Source organism: Enterobacter ludwigii, from assembly GCA_023023105.1.
Classification (GTDB): Bacteria; Pseudomonadota; Gammaproteobacteria; order Enterobacterales; family Enterobacteriaceae; genus Enterobacter; species Enterobacter adelaidei.
In genome coordinates this window covers 4,358,007-4,375,094 of record CP083824.1, presented here as the reverse complement: position 1 = coordinate 4,375,094, position 17,088 = coordinate 4,358,007, and the positions used below count along the sequence as shown (strand labels likewise).

The following is a 17,088-nucleotide window of genomic DNA, read 5'->3' as shown; positions in this document are numbered from 1 at the left end:
CAAGGCGGAGTCACTGATATGAATGCACCTTTTAGCTACTCTTCACCCACACTCAGCGTTGAGGCGTTAAAGCACTCTATCGCCTACAAGCTGATGTTTACCATCGGGAAAGATCCGGTCATCGCGAACAAACACGAGTGGCTGAACGCCACCCTGTTTGCCGTGCGTGACCGTTTAGTTGAACGTTGGCTGCGCTCCAACCGTGCCCAGCTCTCACAGGAAACGCGTCAGGTTTATTACCTGTCGATGGAATTTTTGATTGGCCGCACACTTTCCAATGCGCTGTTGTCGCTCGGTATTTATGACGACGTCAAAAACGCCCTGGAAGAGATGGGGTTAGATTTAGAAGAACTGATTGACGAAGAGAATGACCCGGGTCTCGGTAACGGCGGCCTGGGACGCCTTGCAGCCTGCTTCCTGGATTCGCTGGCGACTCTGGCGCTGCCGGGTCGTGGTTACGGTATTCGCTATGACTACGGCATGTTCAAACAGAACATCGTCGACGGACGTCAGAAAGAGTCGCCGGACTACTGGCTGGAATATGGCAACCCCTGGGAGTTCAAGCGTCACAATACGCGCTACAAAGTGCGCTTCGGTGGACGTATCCAACAGGAAGGGAAAAAATCCCGCTGGGTGGAAACCGAAGAGATCCTGGCCGTGGCCTATGACCAGATCATCCCGGGCTACGACACTGACGCCACCAACACGCTGCGCCTGTGGAGCGCCCAGGCCAGTAGCGAAATTAACCTCGGTAAATTCAACCAGGGTGACTACTTCGCGGCGGTGGAAGATAAAAACCACTCCGAGAACGTGTCCCGTGTCCTTTACCCGGATGACTCAACCTACTCCGGGCGTGAGCTGCGCCTGCGCCAGGAGTATTTCCTGGTGTCCTCGACGATTCAGGATATCCTGAGCCGTCACTACCAGCTGCACAAAACCTACGCCAACCTGGCGGAGAAAACCGCGATTCACCTCAACGACACCCACCCGGTGCTCTCCATTCCTGAGCTGATGCGCCTGCTGATCGACGAACATAAGTTCAGCTGGGATGATGCGTTTGAAGTGACCTGTCAGGTGTTCTCATACACCAACCACACGCTGATGAGCGAAGCGCTGGAAACCTGGCCGGTGGATATGCTCGGCAAAATCCTGCCGCGCCATCTGCAGATCATCTTTGAGATTAACGATTACTTCCTCAAGACGTTGCAGGAGCAGTACCCGAACGATACCGGCCTGCTGAGTCGTACGTCGATCATTGATGAGTCGAACGGCCGCCGTGTGCGCATGGCCTGGCTGGCGGTGGTGATCAGCCACAAGGTTAACGGAGTGTCCGAGTTGCACTCAAACCTGATGGTGCAGTCGCTGTTTGCTGACTTCGCGAAGATCTTCCCGACACGTTTTTGCAATGTGACCAACGGCGTGACGCCACGACGCTGGCTGGCGCTGGCCAATCAGCCGCTCTCTGAGGTGCTGGATGAGAATATCGGTCGCACCTGGCGTACCGATTTGAGCCAGCTGAGCGAGCTGGAACAGCACATTGATTTCCCGACGGTCAACAAAGCCGTGCGTGAAGCCAAGCTGCTGAACAAAAAGCGTTTGTCAGTATATCTTGCACTACACCTGAACGTAGTCGCCAACCCGAAAGCGCTGTTCGATGTGCAGATCAAGCGCATCCATGAGTACAAACGTCAGCTCATGAACGTGCTGCATGTGATCACCCATTACAACCGCATCAAGGCCGACCCTACGGCTGAGTGGGTGCCACGGGTGAAGATCTTTGCCGGCAAGGCGGCTTCCGCCTACTACATGGCCAAGCATATCATTCACCTCATCAATGATGTGGCGAAGGTGGTCAACCTGGATCCGGAAATTGGTGACAAGCTGAAGGTGGTGTTCATCCCGAACTACAGCGTCAGTCTGGCGCAGCTGATCATCCCGGCGGCGGATCTCTCTGAGCAGATTTCCACGGCAGGTACCGAAGCGTCCGGTACCAGTAACATGAAGTTTGCCCTTAACGGCGCGCTGACCATTGGTACGCTGGACGGGGCGAATGTCGAGATGCTGGAGCATGTCGGTGCAGATAACATCTTTATCTTCGGTAACACAACGGAAGAGGTCGAAGCGCTGCGTAAGCAGGGTTACTCGCCGCGTAAATATTACGAAGAGGATGAAGAGCTACGCCAGGTATTGACGCAAATCGCCACCGGCGTGTTTAGCCCTGACGAGCCTGGCCGCTATCGTGACCTGGTAGATTCGCTGATTAACTTTGGCGATCACTATCAGGTGCTGGCGGATTATCGCAGCTACGTGGATTGTCAGGATAAAGTAGACGAACTGTACCGGCAGCAGGAGAAATGGACCATTGCCGCGATGCACAACATCGCCAATATGGGGTATTTCTCGTCAGACAGGACCATCAAAGAGTATGCCGAGACGATCTGGCATATTGATCCGGTGAGGTTGTAAAAACAAAGCCGGGTGGCGGCTTCGCCTTACCCGGCCTACTTGATCCCGTAGGCCCGGTAAGCGTAGCCCCACCGGGCATTTTTTCACATCAGGACGCTAGCGACAGCTCACGCTTCCCCGCATTTTGCAGTAACCACTGCGCCACGCGAGACTGCTGCTCGGCATCCAGCCACATCCCTTCTTTAGTACGACGCCAGATGGCGTCATCCAGGCGGCGCACCCACTCGTGTTCAACCAGATAACGCAACTCGGCTTCGTACAGTTCATGGCCGAAATGTTCGCCCAGATCGGCAATCTCTTTGGCTTCACCCAGGATCCACTCCGTGTTGCTACCGTAAGTACGGGCATAATGGCGTGCCATCCCTTCGGTGATGAACGGATAGCGGCGACGCAGCTTCGCGGCATAATCATCGCGGTTATCCCCGATATCTCCGCCAGGGAGCACGGCACCTTTGGTCCATGCCGGACCAATGCCTTTATAGTACGGCACCAGTTTTTCCAGCGCGTGCTCGGCCAGCTTACGATAAGTGGTGAGTTTGCCGCCAAACACCGACAGCAGCGGTGCCTGCCCATCTACGTCGTGAATATCAAGCGTATAGTCGCGGGTGATGGCCTGCGGTGAATCCGATTCGTCATCGCACAGCGGACGCACGCCGGAGTAAGTCCAGACCACATCATTACGAGACAGCTGTTTCTTAAAGTGCGCGTTATACACTTTCAGCAGGTAGTTGACCTCGCTCTCGTCGATCTCAACGTTTTTCGGATCGCCTTTGTACTCCACGTCGGTGGTGCCGATAATCGAAAACTCGTCCATCCACGGGATCACAAACACGATGCGTTTATCTTCGTTCTGCAGAATATAAGCCTGCTTCTGAGTATGTACGCGCGGCACCACAATATGGCTGCCTTTGATCAGGCGAATACCGTACGGTGAAGGTAGGTGCATGCCTTCGTCAAAGAACTGTTTCACCCACGGACCGGTGGCGTTGACCAGGCCGCGTGCTTTCCAGCTGAATTTCTCGCCGGTATCGATGTCTTCCGCGTCGACAATCCACAGACCGTTTTCACGACGAGCAGAGGTCGCGCGGGTGCGGGTTTTCACCTCGCCGCCTTTCTTCACCACCATCTGTGCGTTCGCCAGAACCAGACGCGCATCGTCCACCCAGCAGTCGGAATATTCGAATCCGCGCACGATTTCAGGTTTAAGGACCGATTCTGAACCAAAACGCAAACCGTTCGAACCCGGCAGACTGGTGCGTTTACCCAGGTGATCGTACATAAACAGACCGATTCGGATCATCCAGGCCGGACGCAGATGCGGGCGATGGGGCAGACGGAAACGCATCGGAATCGCCAGATGCGGTGCCATTTTCAACAATACTTCACGTTCAGCCAGCGCTTCGCTGACCAGGCGGAATTCGTAGTGTTCCAGGTAGCGCAGGCCACCGTGAATCAGTTTGGAGCTGGCGGACGACGTCGCGCAGGCGAGATCGTTAGCTTCCAGCATCAGTACGGATAATCCGCGTCCTGCGGCATCGACCGCAATACCGGCACCGTTGATGCCACCGCCTATCACAATCAGATCTTTGGTTTCCATAACACCCTCATGCACTTTCGTTAAAGCTCAGAAATGTTCGATATCGCTCATAATAGCAAAGGAACGCGCTTTTGGTAACATCAAAAAAACAATTTAGAGTGATATGGATAACATAATGGCGTTTACCCGCCGCCAGGACGTACACTACGGGGTAAAATAGTGCCGTTGACCAATGTAAAGAGAACACCATGGATCAGTTTGAATGTATTAACGTAGAAGAAGCCCATCAGAAAATGCACCAGGGAACGGCGGTGCTGGTGGACATCCGCGATCCGCAGAGTTTTGCGATGGGCCACACGCCGGGCGCGTTCCACCTTACCAACGACACGCTGGGCGCGTTTATGCGCGATAACGACTTCGACACACCGGTGATGGTCATGTGCTACCACGGCAACAGCAGTAAAGGTGCGGCGCAGTACCTGCTTCAGCAGGGTTATGATGCGGTATACAGCGTCGACGGCGGATTCGATGCCTGGCATCGCCATTTCCCGGCAGAAGTTGAGTACGCGTTTGAGCGCTGATCCCGCTATACTGTCCCCTTTTGTGTGGAAATAAGCGACCGCTACCCATGTTGATGATCACCTCTTTTACCAACCCGCGTGTCGCCCAGGCGTTTGTCGACTACATGGCGACGCAGGGTGTTATTCTGACCATCCAGCAACATACTCAGACCGATGTCTGGCTGGCCGACGAGAGCCAGGCAGGGCGGGTAAACGAGGAGCTGGCGCGTTTTCTTGAGAACCCCGGCGACCCGCGCTATCTGGCTGCCAGCTGGCAATCTGGCCAGACGGGCAGTGGGTTGCATTATCGTCGTTTTCCTTTCTTTGCCACCGTGCGTGAACGTGCTGGGCCGTTTACGCTACTGCTGATGGCGGCCTGTATTGTCGTCTTTATCATTATGAACGTGGTGGGTGACCAGAGCGTGATGATCGCTCTGGCGTGGCCGTACGACCCTTCTCTGGAGTTTGATGTCTGGCGCTACTTTACCCACGCGCTGATGCACTTCTCGGTGATGCACATCCTCTTTAACCTGCTGTGGTGGTGGTATCTCGGCGGTATCGTTGAGAAGCGGCTCGGCAGCGGCAAGCTGATCGTTATCACCATTATTAGCGCCCTGCTGAGCGGCTATGTGCAGCATAAATTCAGCGGTCCGTGGTTCGGTGGGCTGTCTGGCGTGGTATACGCCCTGATGGGCTACGTCTGGCTTCGCGGGGAGCGCGACCCGGAAAGCGGCATCTATTTGCAACGCGGGCTCATAACCTTTGCGTTAATATGGCTAATTGCCGGATGGTTTGATCTGTTTGGTATGTCTATCGCCAATGGTGCACACGTCACTGGCCTGGTTGTCGGGTTGGCAATGGCCTTTGCCGACACGCTCCATGCGCGAAAACGAACATAATTCTCAGGGATAATTGATGAAACAAACACAACGTCATGACGCCATTATCGAACTGGTAAAAAAACAGGGATACGTCAGTACTGAAGAGCTGGTTGAGCAGTTTGCCGTCAGCCCGCAAACCATCCGTCGTGACCTGAACGATCTGGCCGATCAGAACCGTATTCTGCGCCACCACGGCGGGGCGGCGCTGCCGTCCAGCTCGGTCAACACCTCCTGGCACGATCGTAAAGCCACGCAGACGGCAGAGAAAGAACGCATTGCCCGTAAGGTCGCCAGCCAGATCCCTAACGGGGCGACGCTGTTTATTGATATCGGCACCACGCCGGAAGCGGTCGCCCATGCGCTGCTGGATCATGAGAACCTGCGCGTGGTCACCAACAACCTGAACGTCGCCAACACCCTGATGCAGAAAGACGATTTCCGCATTATTCTCGCGGGCGGCGAACTGCGCAGCCGCGACGGCGGGATTATCGGCGAAGCGACCCTCGACTTTATCTCTCAGTTCCGCCTCGATTTTGGCATTCTCGGGATCAGCGGCATCGACAGCGACGGCTCGCTGCTGGAGTTTGATTATCACGAGGTGCGTACCAAGCGCGCGATTATTGAAAACTCACGTCATGTGATGCTGGTGGTAGACCATTCGAAGTTTGGCCGTAATGCGATGGTAAACATGGGCAGCATCAGCATGGTGGATGCGGTGTATACAGACGTGATGCCGCCAGCGGGCGTGATGCAGGTGATTAAAGATAATAATTTGCAGCTGGAATTGTGCTAGGAATTGTGTCGGGTGGCGCTGCGCTTACCCGACCTACAAAACTCCGTAGGCCCGTGCAAGCGTAGCGCCGCCGGGCAATGAATTACACTCCGTACCCCATCATCTTCAACAATCGCTGCGCATGCTGCACCGCATCCTGACGATGCGCCACGCCCAGCTTTTGATACAGGTTGCGGATATGCGTTTTGATGGTGGTCGCCGCCACCGCCAGTTCACCCGCAATTTGTTCATTGCTGTAGCCGGAGTAGATCAGCCCCAGTACCTGCCATTCACGCTGGGTGAGCGGGCTGGTGCGGATAAGCTCCGGTACTTCCGGGTGGTTCAACAGACGTTCGACAAAGTTCTCATCGAAATGCGCAAACTTATGGCGATGGTGCTGGTTGATTTCACGCAGAATACGTTGAGCGCGATGCTGATCGAGTTCCGGCAGCGTATTAAGCTGAATCAACTGACGCAGCTGCTGCGCCATCACTTCACCTTCAATCACAAAGTGGCTGATAAACCCGGTGCGGTTCGCGAGTTGCAGCGCTTCCAGCAGTACACGCTGAGCATCATTTTTACGACCCGCCTGCCAGTAGAGCTGGTTTTGCAGCAGCAGGTTGCGGTTCAGATCGCTCATCAGACGCAGGCCGCGCGCGTTCTCGTTCAGCTCTTCCAGCACAATCTCCGCGGGCTCTAATTCACCGAGCAGGATCTGCGCGCGGGCAATGTTGCGCCACTGGCTCTGCAGGAAGTGGTTGTTAGCAAATTCCGGTTTTGGCGTCTGACGCAGCCAGTTGGCGGCGGATTTTTTATCGCCTGTCATTTGCCAGTAAATCACCCGGACCTTATCGGCGTTCGATACCCAGTCGCTATGATACTGACCGTTGCCCAGCAGGTTTTCGAGACGGTTAAGATGATTACGGGCGTTATCGAGATCGCCACGCGCCAGCGAACACTGCACCAGCAGCGCCAGACACTGCAACTGTAGCTGCGGCTGGAAGCCAGAAAGCACGTCCACACCCTGGCGGGCGCAACTTTCAGCTTCATCCAGACGTGACCATGCCCACAGGAGCTGAGCGCGAATACGCAACAGGAACTCGTGCATCGGCAACTGTTCCAGATGCTGTTCCCGAATCAGCTGGAAGGCTTTTTCCTGATTTTCCCAGGCAGCCTGCAGGAACCCCTGAGCGAACAGAATTTCGCTTTGCTGGATCAGGCTCCACAACGCGTAGTGCCAGACATCATGGCGCCGTGCCATTTGTTCAGTTTGCTGCATCAGCGAAAGGGAGCGCGTCAGCTCGCCTTTGCAGTGCAGCACTTCACCGTGTACCGACGTGGCAACGATCCGGCTGTAGAAGTTGGCCAGCGGCAGTTCATCCAGTGCGACCATCGCCAGGCGTTCGGCTTCATCCGGGTCGCCGTCGTTAATCGCCACCTGGGCCCGCAGGGCGTTAAATTCACCGTGCAGGGGCGTGTCCATGTTGCTTTCCATCTCCTGCTCCGCACGTGCCAGCAGGGTATTCACTTCGCTATAGCGATGTTGGCTCTGCATCAGCCAGGCCTGCAGCAACACCAGACGCGGGTTCTCCAGCAGACTTTCCCACGGCAGCGCTTTGAGAGACTCTTCAAGCAGCGTCAGCTCGCTGTGGTTGAACAAGCCCCACGCATGGTTGAGGAGAATATCACGCAGCATGTTGGCATCACCTGCGGCCAGCGCATGATGGATCGCCTCGCTCGGGAAGCCTTGTGCCATCCAGCTTTCGGCGGCAGCGCGATGAATTTCCGGCAGTTCAACCGCAAGCTCCCACTGGCAACGCTGGCGCAGGAAACTGCCAAACAGCGGATGGTAGCTGAACCATTCGCCGGGATCGTCCATACGCGTCAGGAACAGGCCCTGACGTTCAATTTCTTCAAGCTGTAGCTGGCCGTTTTCGCAGCCCGTCACGCGCACAATCAGCGCGTCGTTCATGGAACGCAGCAGGGAGCTTTTCAGCAGGAAGTTACGGGTAGACGGATCGACGCTGTCCAGCACCTCATCCACAAGATAATCAGAAAGATGGCTGGCATTGATCCCTGCCAGTCGACGCGCTGACTGATGCGCCGGGCTGTTGTTTTGCCGGGCAGAGAGGGCAATTAACTGCAGTGCAGTGGCCCAGCCTGCGACATCGTCACACATCCGGCTGCTTTCTGATGCCTCAATGGGGGAGGTCAGACGGCAGTCAAAGAACTGTTTCGCTTCCTGATGAGTAAAAGCCAGCTGCTGGCTGCCCACTTCCAGAAGTTGATCGCGCACGCGCAGGTTGGCAATACCCAACTGCGGCAGGTTGCGTGACAGTACCACCAGGGTCAGGTTTTCCGGTTGATGGCGCAGGAAGAAACGCATCGACTCATGAATTACCGGGTTAGTGATGAGATGGTAATCATCAATCACCACATACAGCGGGCGATGCCATTCGGCCAGTTCAATAAATAGCTGAGAGAAAAGGGAGGACATGCTGGCGTACTGGCGCTTTTGCACCATCACTTCACTGGCGACGCAGTGTCCATTGGTGGCCTGTTGAATAGCGGCAATCAAATAGCTGGCAAAACGCTCTTGCTGGTTATCGCCCTCATCAAGGGAGTACCAGCCAAGATCGCTCTTACCTGCGGCCCATTGCGAAATGAGCGTTGTTTTTCCATAGCCTGCAGGGCTCGTAACCAGCGCCAGTCGGAAATTATGCGCGCCGGAAAGTTTAGCCAACAGGCGCTCGCGGACCACTGTATGGTCAAGGCGAACCGGGCGACTTAATTTAGACGGAATCAACATAGGTTTCACTTCACTGTGGGGAACGAGAGATTTTATTTTTTTTGCGCTTCGTAATTAATACGATATAAGGTCGGCCAGAAAGAGAACTATTGCAAGTTATGTCTGGATTTGGTGGCTCTGAATTTGCACTCTGTCACAAAACATTCAGACAGATGATGGAACTTTCTGGAATGGGCTTTAACACCGCGTCAATGCTGGCTTGTATGGTTCTGGTACGGCTGCGCTGAAACTGGTTTCAGAAAGGGATAGTGACGTCAAATGTAATAAAGTTCGGGTAAAATTATAAGTGATTAATAATCTCCTTAGTTATTACCCGATTGCAGAAATATTATTCTACGTAAGTAATCATTTCAGAGGGGTTTAATTAACCCCCGAAACTGCATTTCATTTCTTTGACATTCTCCCCGGTTACTTTTTTATCTTCAGGGCACACTCGAACTATGCTCTGAGAGTGGCCTCGATCACATTTTCATGCTCATCCCCGCTACTCATCCCTGTCTAATCCCCCACAGGAGGAGGAAGAGGTGAAATGAGCCAGGCACACTAGCGCCAACTTGTGTTTTCTTTCTAAAGGATGCCGATCCCCTATGTCACAGCCTACCTTCAACAAAGCTCAATTCCAGGCTGCCCTGACGCGTCAGTGGCAGCGTTTTGGCCTTCATGCGGCAAACGAAATGACGCCTCACCAGTGGTGGCAGGCGGTGAGTGGTGCGCTCGCGGAACAGCTGGATGCTCAGCCTTTGGCAAAGCCGGTGAAAAACCAGCGACACGTGAACTACATCTCGATGGAATTCCTGATTGGCCGTCTGACGGGCAACAACCTGCTGAACCTTGGCTGGTATCAGGACGTTGGTGATGTGCTCAAAGAGCATGACATTAATCTGACCGACCTGCTTGAAGAAGAGATTGACCCCGCGCTGGGTAACGGTGGACTGGGACGTCTGGCTGCCTGCTTCCTTGACTCCATGGCGACCGTTGGCCAGTCAGCAATTGGCTATGGTCTCAACTACCAGTACGGCCTGTTCCGTCAGTCATTTGCCGATGGTCATCAGATGGAAGCGCCGGACGACTGGCACCGCAATACTTACCCGTGGTTCCGCCACAACGCGCAGCTGGATGTGCAGGTCGGGATTGGCGGGAAAGTGACGAAGCAAGGTCTCTGGGAACCGGCATTCACCATTACTGGCGAAGCCTGGGACCTGCCGGTGCTGGGTTACCGTAACGGCGTGGCGCAGCCTCTGCGTCTGTGGCAGGCGAAGCACGCGCATCCGTTCAACCTGACCAAATTCAACGACGGCGATTTCCTGCGTGCTGAACAGCAAGGTATCGACGCCGAAAAACTGACAAAAGTCCTCTACCCGAACGACAACCATCTGGCGGGTAAAAAACTGCGTCTGATGCAGCAGTACTTCCAGTGTGCCTGTTCCGTGGCGGATATCCTGCGTCGTCATCATCTGGAGGGCCGCAAGCTGGCGCAGCTGCCTGATTTCGAAGTGATTCAGCTCAATGACACACACCCGACGATCGCAATCCCGGAACTGCTGCGCGTGCTGATCGACGAGCATCAGCTGAGCTGGGATGACGCCTGGGCGATTACCAGCCGTACCTTCGCTTACACCAACCACACCCTGATGCCAGAAGCGCTGGAGTGCTGGGACGAGAAGCTGGTGAAAACACTGCTGCCGCGTCATATGCAGATCATCAACAAGATTAACGACAACTTTAAAGTGCTGGTGAAAAAGACCTGGCCTGGCGACAAAGAAGTCTGGGCGAAGCTGGCAGTGGTTCATGACAAACAGGTGCGCATGGCGAACATGTGCGTGGTAAGCGGCTTTGCCGTAAACGGTGTGGCAGCGCTGCACTCGGATCTGGTGGTAAAAGATCTGTTCCCGGAATATCACCAGCTGTGGCCGACCAAATTCCACAACGTGACAAACGGCATCACGCCGCGTCGCTGGATCAAGCAGTGCAACCCACTGCTGGCAGGGCTGCTGGACAAAACCCTGAAGAAAGAGTGGGCCAACGATCTGGACCAGCTCATCAACCTGGAAAAATACGCCGACGACGCGAAATTCCGCGAGCAGTACCGTGCGATCAAGCGGGAAAACAAAGTTCGCCTGGCAGCGTTTGTCAAAGCGCGTACCGGAATTGAGATCAACCCGAATGCCATTTTTGACATTCAGATCAAACGCCTGCACGAGTACAAACGTCAGCACCTGAATCTGCTGCACATTCTGGCGCTGTACAAAGAGATCCGCGAGAACCCGCAGGCTGACCGCGTACCACGCGTGTTCCTGTTCGGTGCGAAAGCGGCACCGGGCTACTACCTGGCGAAAAACATCATTCTGGCAATCAACAAAGTTGCTGAAGTCATCAACAACGATCCGAAAGTCGGCGACAAGCTGAAAGTGGTGTTCCTGCCGGATTATTGTGTCTCGGCGGCTGAAATGCTGATCCCGGCGGCAGATATCTCCGAGCAGATTTCTACGGCAGGTAAAGAAGCATCCGGTACCGGCAACATGAAGCTGGCGCTTAACGGCGCGCTGACGGTTGGCACACTGGACGGTGCAAACGTCGAAATCGCCGAGAAAGTGGGTGAAGAGAATATCTTCATTTTCGGTCATACCGTGGAAGAGGTGAAAGCCATCAAGGCCAAAGGCTATGACCCGGTGAAATGGCGTAAGAAAGACAAAGTGCTTGATGCGGTGCTGAAGGAACTGGAAAGCGGTAAATACAGCGACGGCGACAAGCACGCGTTTGACCAGATGCTGCACAGCATGGACAAGCATGGCGGTGACCCGTATCTGGTGATGGCGGACTTCACAGCCTATGTCGACGCACAAAAACAGGTTGATGTTCTGTATCGCGACCAGGAAGCCTGGATCCGGGCGTGCATTCTGAATACCGCCCGCTGCGGTATGTTCAGCTCTGACCGCTCAATTCGTGATTATCAGGCCCGTATCTGGCAGGCAAAACGCTAAGGAAGCGCGATGGAGAGTAAACGTCTGGACAGCGCCGCGCAGGCGGCGGGGATCAGCCTCAGTTACATTAATGCTCACGGCAAACCGCAGTCTATTGGCGCAGACACCAAAAGACGTTTGCTGGATGCCATGCACAAAACCGACGCGAAAGCGTCGGTTGCGCCGGTGCCGAATGTGAAGGTATTCACCGCAGGCAAAAAGATGCCTCTGGCGGTGGAGGGGCAGGGCGAGTTTAGCTGGCTGCTTACCACCGAAGAGGGGCATCAGCACAAAGGTCACGCCACCGGCGGCAAAATGCTAAACCTTCCGGCAAAACTGCCGGAGGGCTATCACACCTTAACGCTCACCCAGGACGACCAGCGATACCCTTGTCGGGTGATTGTGGCGCCAAAACGTTGCTATGAACCGCAGGCGTTGCTTGAAGGTAAAAAGCTGTGGGGTGCCTGCGTGCAGCTCTACACGTTGCGTTCCGACAGCAACTGGGGCATCGGTGATTTTGGCGACCTGAAAAAAATGCTGGCATCGGTGGGGGAGCGCGGCGGCGCATTTATTGGTCTTAACCCTATTCACGCGCTCTATCCGGCCAACCCGGAGAGCGCCAGTCCGTATAGCCCGTCGTCCCGTCGCTGGCTGAACGTCATCTATATCGACGTTAACGCGTTAGATGACTTCAAAAACAGCAAAGAAGCGCAGGCATGGTGGAAACTTCCGACCACCCAGCAGATGCTGAAACAGGCTCGTGACGCGGAATGGGTTGATTACTCTACGGTTACCTCGCTGAAGATGGCGGCTTTACGCCTGGCGTGGAAAGGTTTTGCCCGGCGCGATGATGAGCAGATGGCGGCTTTTCGTCAGTTTGTTACCCAGGAGGGCGAAAGCCTTTACTGGCAGGCGGCATTTGACGCATTGCACGCATACCAGGTGAAAGAGGATGAAATGCGCTGGGGCTGGCCGGTATGGCCGCAAGCGTATCAATCTGTTGATACCCCGGAAGTGAAAGCGTTCTGTAAGAAGCATGCTGACGAGGTGGATTTCTACCTGTGGCTGCAGTGGCTGGCGTACAGCCAGTTTGCTGCCTGCTGGCAGGTAAGCCAGGGCTACAAGATGCCGATCGGCCTGTATCGTGACCTGGCCGTGGGTGTGGCTGAAGGCGGGGCGGAAACCTGGTGTGACCGTGAACTTTACTGCCTGAAAGCCTCTGTGGGGGCGCCACCGGATATCCTTGGCCCGCTCGGTCAGAACTGGGGCTTACCGCCGATGGATCCGCACGTGATGGCGGCGCGTGCTTACGAGCCGTTTATCGACCTGCTGCGCGCTAACATGCAGAACTGCGGGGCGCTGCGTATCGACCATGTGATGTCCGTGCTGCGTCTGTGGTGGATCCCATACGGTGAAACGGCGGACCACGGGGCGTATGTACAGTATCCGGTTGACGATCTGCTGTCGATCCTGGCGCTGGAAAGTAAGCGCCATCAGTGCATGGTGATCGGTGAAGATCTGGGTACTGTGCCAGTGGAGATTGTCAGTAAACTGCGTGATAGCGGTGTGTATTCCTATAAAGTGCTCTATTTTGAAAACGACCATGAGAAAACCTTCCGCGCGCCGAAAGCGTACCCTGAACAGTCAATGGCAGTCGCGACGACGCATGATCTTCCTACGCTGCGTGGCTATTGGGAAAGCGGTGATCTGACGCTCGGTAAAACGCTGGGGCTGTATCCTGATGAAGAGGTGTTACGCGGTCTGTATCAGGATCGTGAGCTGGCGAAGCAGGGCTTGCTGGATGCCTTGCATAAGCATGGCTGTCTGCCGAAACGTGCCGGGCATAAGGCGTCGCTGATGGCGATGACCCCGACGCTCAACCGTGGCTTGCAGCGCTATATTGCTGACAGCAACAGTGCCCTGCTGGGTCTGCAACCGGAAGACTGGATTGATATGGCCGGGCCGGTGAACATTCCGGGAACCAGCTATCAGTACAAGAACTGGCGTCGCAAGTTGTCCGTGAGTCTTGAGAAGATGTTTGCCGATGATGGGGTGAACAAGCTGATTAAGGATTTGGATAAGCGCAGAAGAGCAGTAGTGAAGAAGAAATAAAAAAGAACCCGCCAGTTGGCGGGTTCTTTTTTTACATCAGATAACCATATTCAACAGCAGAACCCCGACCAGACCGCACACTGAAATAATGGTTTCCAGCGCAGACCAGGACTTGATGGTTTCACCGATAGTCAGGTTGAAGTACTCCTTGAACAGCCAGAAGCCCGGATCGTTTACGTGAGAGAAAATCACGCTACCGGAACCGACTGCGATAACCATCAGCTCAGGGCTAACACCTGTCGTGGCAATCAGCGGCGCAACGATACCACCGGCGGTGATGGCGGCCACGGTCGCAGAACCGAGTGCAATACGCAGAACCGCGGCGATAGACCAGGCCATCAGGAGCGGTGACACGTTAGTTTCATGCATCATGGCCGCGATGTATTTATCCACGCCGCTGTCGACCAGTACCTGCTTGAACGCACCGCCACCGCCGATGATCAGGAGCATCATGGCAATGATTTTGATGGAGGAGGTCAGCGTGTCGTTGATCTGATCCATTGAACGACCACGGTTCAGACCAAAGGTGAACATCGCGATCAATACCGCAATCAGGGTTGCCATCACCGGGTCGCCCAGGAACTCCGCAACGGACAGGAACGGGTGACCTTTCGGCAGGATCATCTCTGCCACGGCACGCATCGCCATCAGGATAACCGGCACCAGAGAGGTCCAGACGCTGACGCCAAAGCCAGGCATCTCTTCTTCGGTGAAGGTTTTTGCGCTGTATAGACCTTCCGGGATTGGCTTATCAATGCCTTTCAGGAAACGGGCATACACCGGGCCTGCCAGGATCACTGTTGGGATAGCGAGAATGGTGCCGAACAGCAGCGTTTTACCCATATCGGCGTGGAAGATGGTCGCGATAGCGGTTGGACCCGGGTGCGGTGGCAGGAAGCCATGCGTCACGGACAGCGCTGCGGCCATTGGTACACCGACATACAGCAGAGGGATGTTTGCCGCCGCCGCAATGGTGAACACCAGTGGCAGCATCAGCACAAAGCCTACTTCATAGAACAGCGCGAAACCGACGGTAAAACCGGTTAATACCACCGCCCACTGGATGTTCTTCTTACCAAATTTGGCAATGAGCGTGGTGGCAATACGTTGAGCACCACCGCAGTCCGCCAGCATTTTGCCGAGCATGGCACCGAAGCCCATGATCAACGCCAGGCTGCCGAGCGTCCCGCCGACACCGGCTTTAATTGAGCTGATGACTTTCACCAGCGGCATCCCTTGCATCAGACCGACTGCAAGTGCCACCAGAACCAGAGCGATAAATCCGTTCATTTTGAAACGGATCATCAAGAGCAGTAATAACACAACACCGATAGCAACGATGACTAATGGCATGATTTACCTGGCCTTTGAATTGTTATGGGTAACGTCATTGTTTCAACGACAAATTCCGATTGTCCCAACTGGGAACAGAGTGATTACGGCACTAGTACTGATACCTTGGAAACCAATAAGTTTAGTCGGCTGTTATGAGAGTGCTTAGTGCCCATGAGAATGATACGGGTAACATGATGTGATTGAGAATCACCCTGGGAGGCTAAATTTGAATTATGAGACGCAGGTCAACATATGGAGGGAATGAAGGGGGAGAAGCGAGGCCCGGTAAGCACAGCGCCACCGGGCGATTAAGACGGGCACTGAATCAGTAGTAAGAGTGCTCGCCGCGCTGGTGTTCGGTCAGATCACGCACGCCTTTCAGTTCCGGGAATTCGTTCAGCAGCTGCTTTTCGATCCCTTCTTTCAGGGTCACATCGACCATGGAACACCCGTTACAGCCGCCGCCAAACTGCAGAATGGCGAAGCCTTCGTCGGTGATTTCCATCAGGGAAACACGACCACCGTGGCCCGCCAGCTGTGGGTTGATCTGGGACTGCAGAAGACACTCTACGCGCTCCATCAGCGGTGCATCGTCTGCCACTTTACGCATTTTCGCGTTTGGCGCTTTCAGGGTCAGCTGAGAACCCAGCTGGTCGGTGACGAAGTCGATCTCCGCATCTTCAAGATACGGTGCGCTCAGCTCATCAACGTAGGCGGTGAGCTGTTCAAATTTAAGGGCTGTGTCAGTTGCTTCTACCGCATCCGGCGGACAATAAGAGACACCACATTCTGCATTCGGAGTGCCTGGATTGATCACAAACACGCGGATCTGCGTCCCTTCTTCCTGATTTGCCAGCAGTTTGGCAAAGTGCGCTTGTGCAGAATCGGAAATACGGATCATAGCTTTGGCCTAATAGTTGACTAAATTACCTGGGTATAATCATACGCCCATTGAAGAAGGGCTACAAGGTACGGCACAGACACCATACCTGAACCGACGCGGCGCCGCTTCGCAAAAGCAGTCGGGAAAGTTCAGCAACGGTACTGCCTGTGGTGACGACATCATCCACAATCGCGATATGGAGGCCTTTGACCGCTAATTCAAGGCGAAAGGCATTTTTGAGGTTTTTTTTGCGAAGCCGGGCGTTGAGCTGATGCTGGATGGCGGTGGCATGGACACGCGTGATCGCGGCGGCATCATACTCACAGCCGAGCCAGCGGGCGAGTGGGCGACATAGCAGGTCACTCTGGTTGTGGCCGCGCCGCCAGTGTCGGCGTCGGTATAAGGGGACATTCACCACCCTGTCGATTTTCGGCAGGGTGCGGCTACGACGAGCCTGTAACACCGCCAGCAATAACAGGCGGGCGAGAGGTTGCGCCAGCGAACTCTGACCGGAAAACTTCAGGGCGTGAATGAGCCTGCTCAACGGTGGAACATAATCATCCACCGCCACCAGCGCGCTCCAGGGCGGGGATTTTTTCAGGCAGCGTCCGCAGGGTATATGTCGGCTCGTGGCCGGTAAACCACATTGTGGGCAGACCGTGAGACGTCCTTCCAGCGACCGCGTACAGACGGAACAGATCCCCCACCCACTGAGTGCAAGTGGCATTTGGCATAGCCAGCACAAGCCGGGCACTGTTAGCATGTGCAACCTC

At 54.9% G+C, this 17,088-nt stretch carries 11 protein-coding genes; 6 read left to right on the top strand and 5 right to left on the bottom strand.

Annotated elements, in window-relative coordinates; genetic code table 11:
- Window positions 1-18: 18 nt before the first annotated feature.
- The gene (gene glgP, locus LCD46_21265) at window positions 19-2,466 is read left to right on the top strand and encodes a glycogen phosphorylase (protein ID UOY70524.1); all 2,448 of its coding nucleotides are present in this window, start codon (window positions 19-21) and stop codon (window positions 2,464-2,466) included.
- An 88-nt stretch (window positions 2,467-2,554) separates the two neighbouring features.
- Here glgP and glpD read toward each other — a convergent pair whose 3' ends face one another.
- Window positions 2,555-4,063 (bottom strand): glycerol-3-phosphate dehydrogenase, encoded by a 1,509-nt coding sequence (gene glpD, locus LCD46_21260; protein ID UOY70523.1) that lies wholly within the window; start codon window positions 4,061-4,063, stop codon window positions 2,555-2,557.
- Window positions 4,064-4,251: 188 nt separating this feature from the next.
- Between glpD and glpE the strand changes: the two genes are divergently transcribed.
- From glpE to LCD46_21245, 3 genes are read left to right on the top strand one after another with little or no spacing between them, the layout of a single operon-like run.
- A complete protein-coding gene (glpE, locus tag LCD46_21255) occupies window positions 4,252-4,584 on the top strand; it encodes a thiosulfate sulfurtransferase GlpE (protein UOY70522.1) in 333 nt (110 codons plus the stop codon).
- A 47-nt stretch (window positions 4,585-4,631) separates the two neighbouring features.
- Window positions 4,632-5,462 (top strand): rhomboid family intramembrane serine protease GlpG, encoded by an 831-nt coding sequence (gene glpG / locus LCD46_21250; protein UOY70521.1) that lies wholly within the window; start codon window positions 4,632-4,634, stop codon window positions 5,460-5,462.
- A 16-nt stretch (window positions 5,463-5,478) separates the two neighbouring features.
- On the top strand, window positions 5,479-6,237 hold the full coding sequence (locus LCD46_21245; protein UOY70520.1) for a DeoR/GlpR family transcriptional regulator: 759 nt from the start codon (window positions 5,479-5,481) through the stop codon (window positions 6,235-6,237).
- Window positions 6,238-6,319: 82 nt separating this feature from the next.
- On the opposite strand, the gene malT is transcribed toward LCD46_21245, so the two are convergent.
- Entirely contained in the window at window positions 6,320-9,025 is a 2,706-nt protein-coding gene (gene malT, locus LCD46_21240) for an HTH-type transcriptional regulator MalT (GenBank protein ID UOY70519.1), read from the bottom strand.
- A 587-nt stretch (window positions 9,026-9,612) separates the two neighbouring features.
- On the opposite strand from malT, the gene malP reads away from it, so the two are divergent.
- Both malP and malQ read left to right on the top strand, forming a co-directional pair.
- Entirely contained in the window at window positions 9,613-12,006 is a 2,394-nt protein-coding gene (gene malP, locus LCD46_21235) for a maltodextrin phosphorylase (protein ID UOY70518.1), read from the top strand.
- Between the two features lie 9 nt (window positions 12,007-12,015).
- On the top strand, window positions 12,016-14,097 hold the full coding sequence (malQ, locus tag LCD46_21230) for a 4-alpha-glucanotransferase (GenBank protein ID UOY70517.1): 2,082 nt from the start codon (window positions 12,016-12,018) through the stop codon (window positions 14,095-14,097).
- Window positions 14,098-14,133: 36 nt separating this feature from the next.
- Here the strand turns inward: malQ and gntT are convergent, their stop codons facing one another.
- The 3 genes from gntT to gntX all read right to left on the bottom strand — a co-directional run bounded on the left by gntT (window position 14,134) and on the right by gntX (window position 17,078).
- On the bottom strand, window positions 14,134-15,450 hold the full coding sequence (gntT, locus tag LCD46_21225) for a gluconate transporter (protein UOY70516.1): 1,317 nt from the start codon (window positions 15,448-15,450) through the stop codon (window positions 14,134-14,136).
- A gap of 307 nt (window positions 15,451-15,757) precedes the next feature.
- A complete protein-coding gene (gene nfuA / locus LCD46_21220) occupies window positions 15,758-16,333 on the bottom strand; it encodes a Fe-S biogenesis protein NfuA (protein ID UOY70515.1) in 576 nt (191 codons plus the stop codon).
- Window positions 16,334-16,394: 61 nt separating this feature from the next.
- Window positions 16,395-17,078 carry a DNA utilization protein GntX gene (gene gntX, locus LCD46_21215; GenBank protein UOY70514.1) on the bottom strand — a complete coding sequence of 228 codons (684 nt, stop codon included), beginning with the start codon at window positions 17,076-17,078 and terminating at the stop codon, window positions 16,395-16,397.
- Window positions 17,079-17,088 lie beyond the last annotated feature (10 nt).

Excerpts from the sequence above, each read along its gene's own strand:
- glgP (UOY70524.1), top strand. The coding sequence starts at position 19 with ATGAATGCACCTTTTAGCTACTCTTCACCCACACTCAGCGTTGAGGCG.
- glpD (UOY70523.1), bottom strand. The coding sequence starts at position 4,063 with ATGGAAACCAAAGATCTGATTGTGATAGGCGGTGGCATCAACGGTGCC.
- glpE (UOY70522.1), top strand. The coding sequence starts at position 4,252 with ATGGATCAGTTTGAATGTATTAACGTAGAAGAAGCCCATCAGAAAATG.
- glpG (UOY70521.1), top strand. The coding sequence starts at position 4,632 with ATGTTGATGATCACCTCTTTTACCAACCCGCGTGTCGCCCAGGCGTTT.
- LCD46_21245 (UOY70520.1), top strand. The coding sequence starts at position 5,479 with ATGAAACAAACACAACGTCATGACGCCATTATCGAACTGGTAAAAAAA.
- malT (UOY70519.1), bottom strand. The coding sequence starts at position 9,025 with ATGTTGATTCCGTCTAAATTAAGTCGCCCGGTTCGCCTTGACCATACA.
- malP (UOY70518.1), top strand. The coding sequence starts at position 9,613 with ATGTCACAGCCTACCTTCAACAAAGCTCAATTCCAGGCTGCCCTGACG.
- malQ (UOY70517.1), top strand. The coding sequence starts at position 12,016 with ATGGAGAGTAAACGTCTGGACAGCGCCGCGCAGGCGGCGGGGATCAGC.
- gntT (UOY70516.1), bottom strand. The coding sequence starts at position 15,450 with ATGCCATTAGTCATCGTTGCTATCGGTGTTGTGTTATTACTGCTCTTG.
- nfuA (UOY70515.1), bottom strand. The coding sequence starts at position 16,333 with ATGATCCGTATTTCCGATTCTGCACAAGCGCACTTTGCCAAACTGCTG.
- gntX (UOY70514.1), bottom strand. The coding sequence starts at position 17,078 with ATGCTAACAGTGCCCGGCTTGTGCTGGCTATGCCAAATGCCACTTGCA.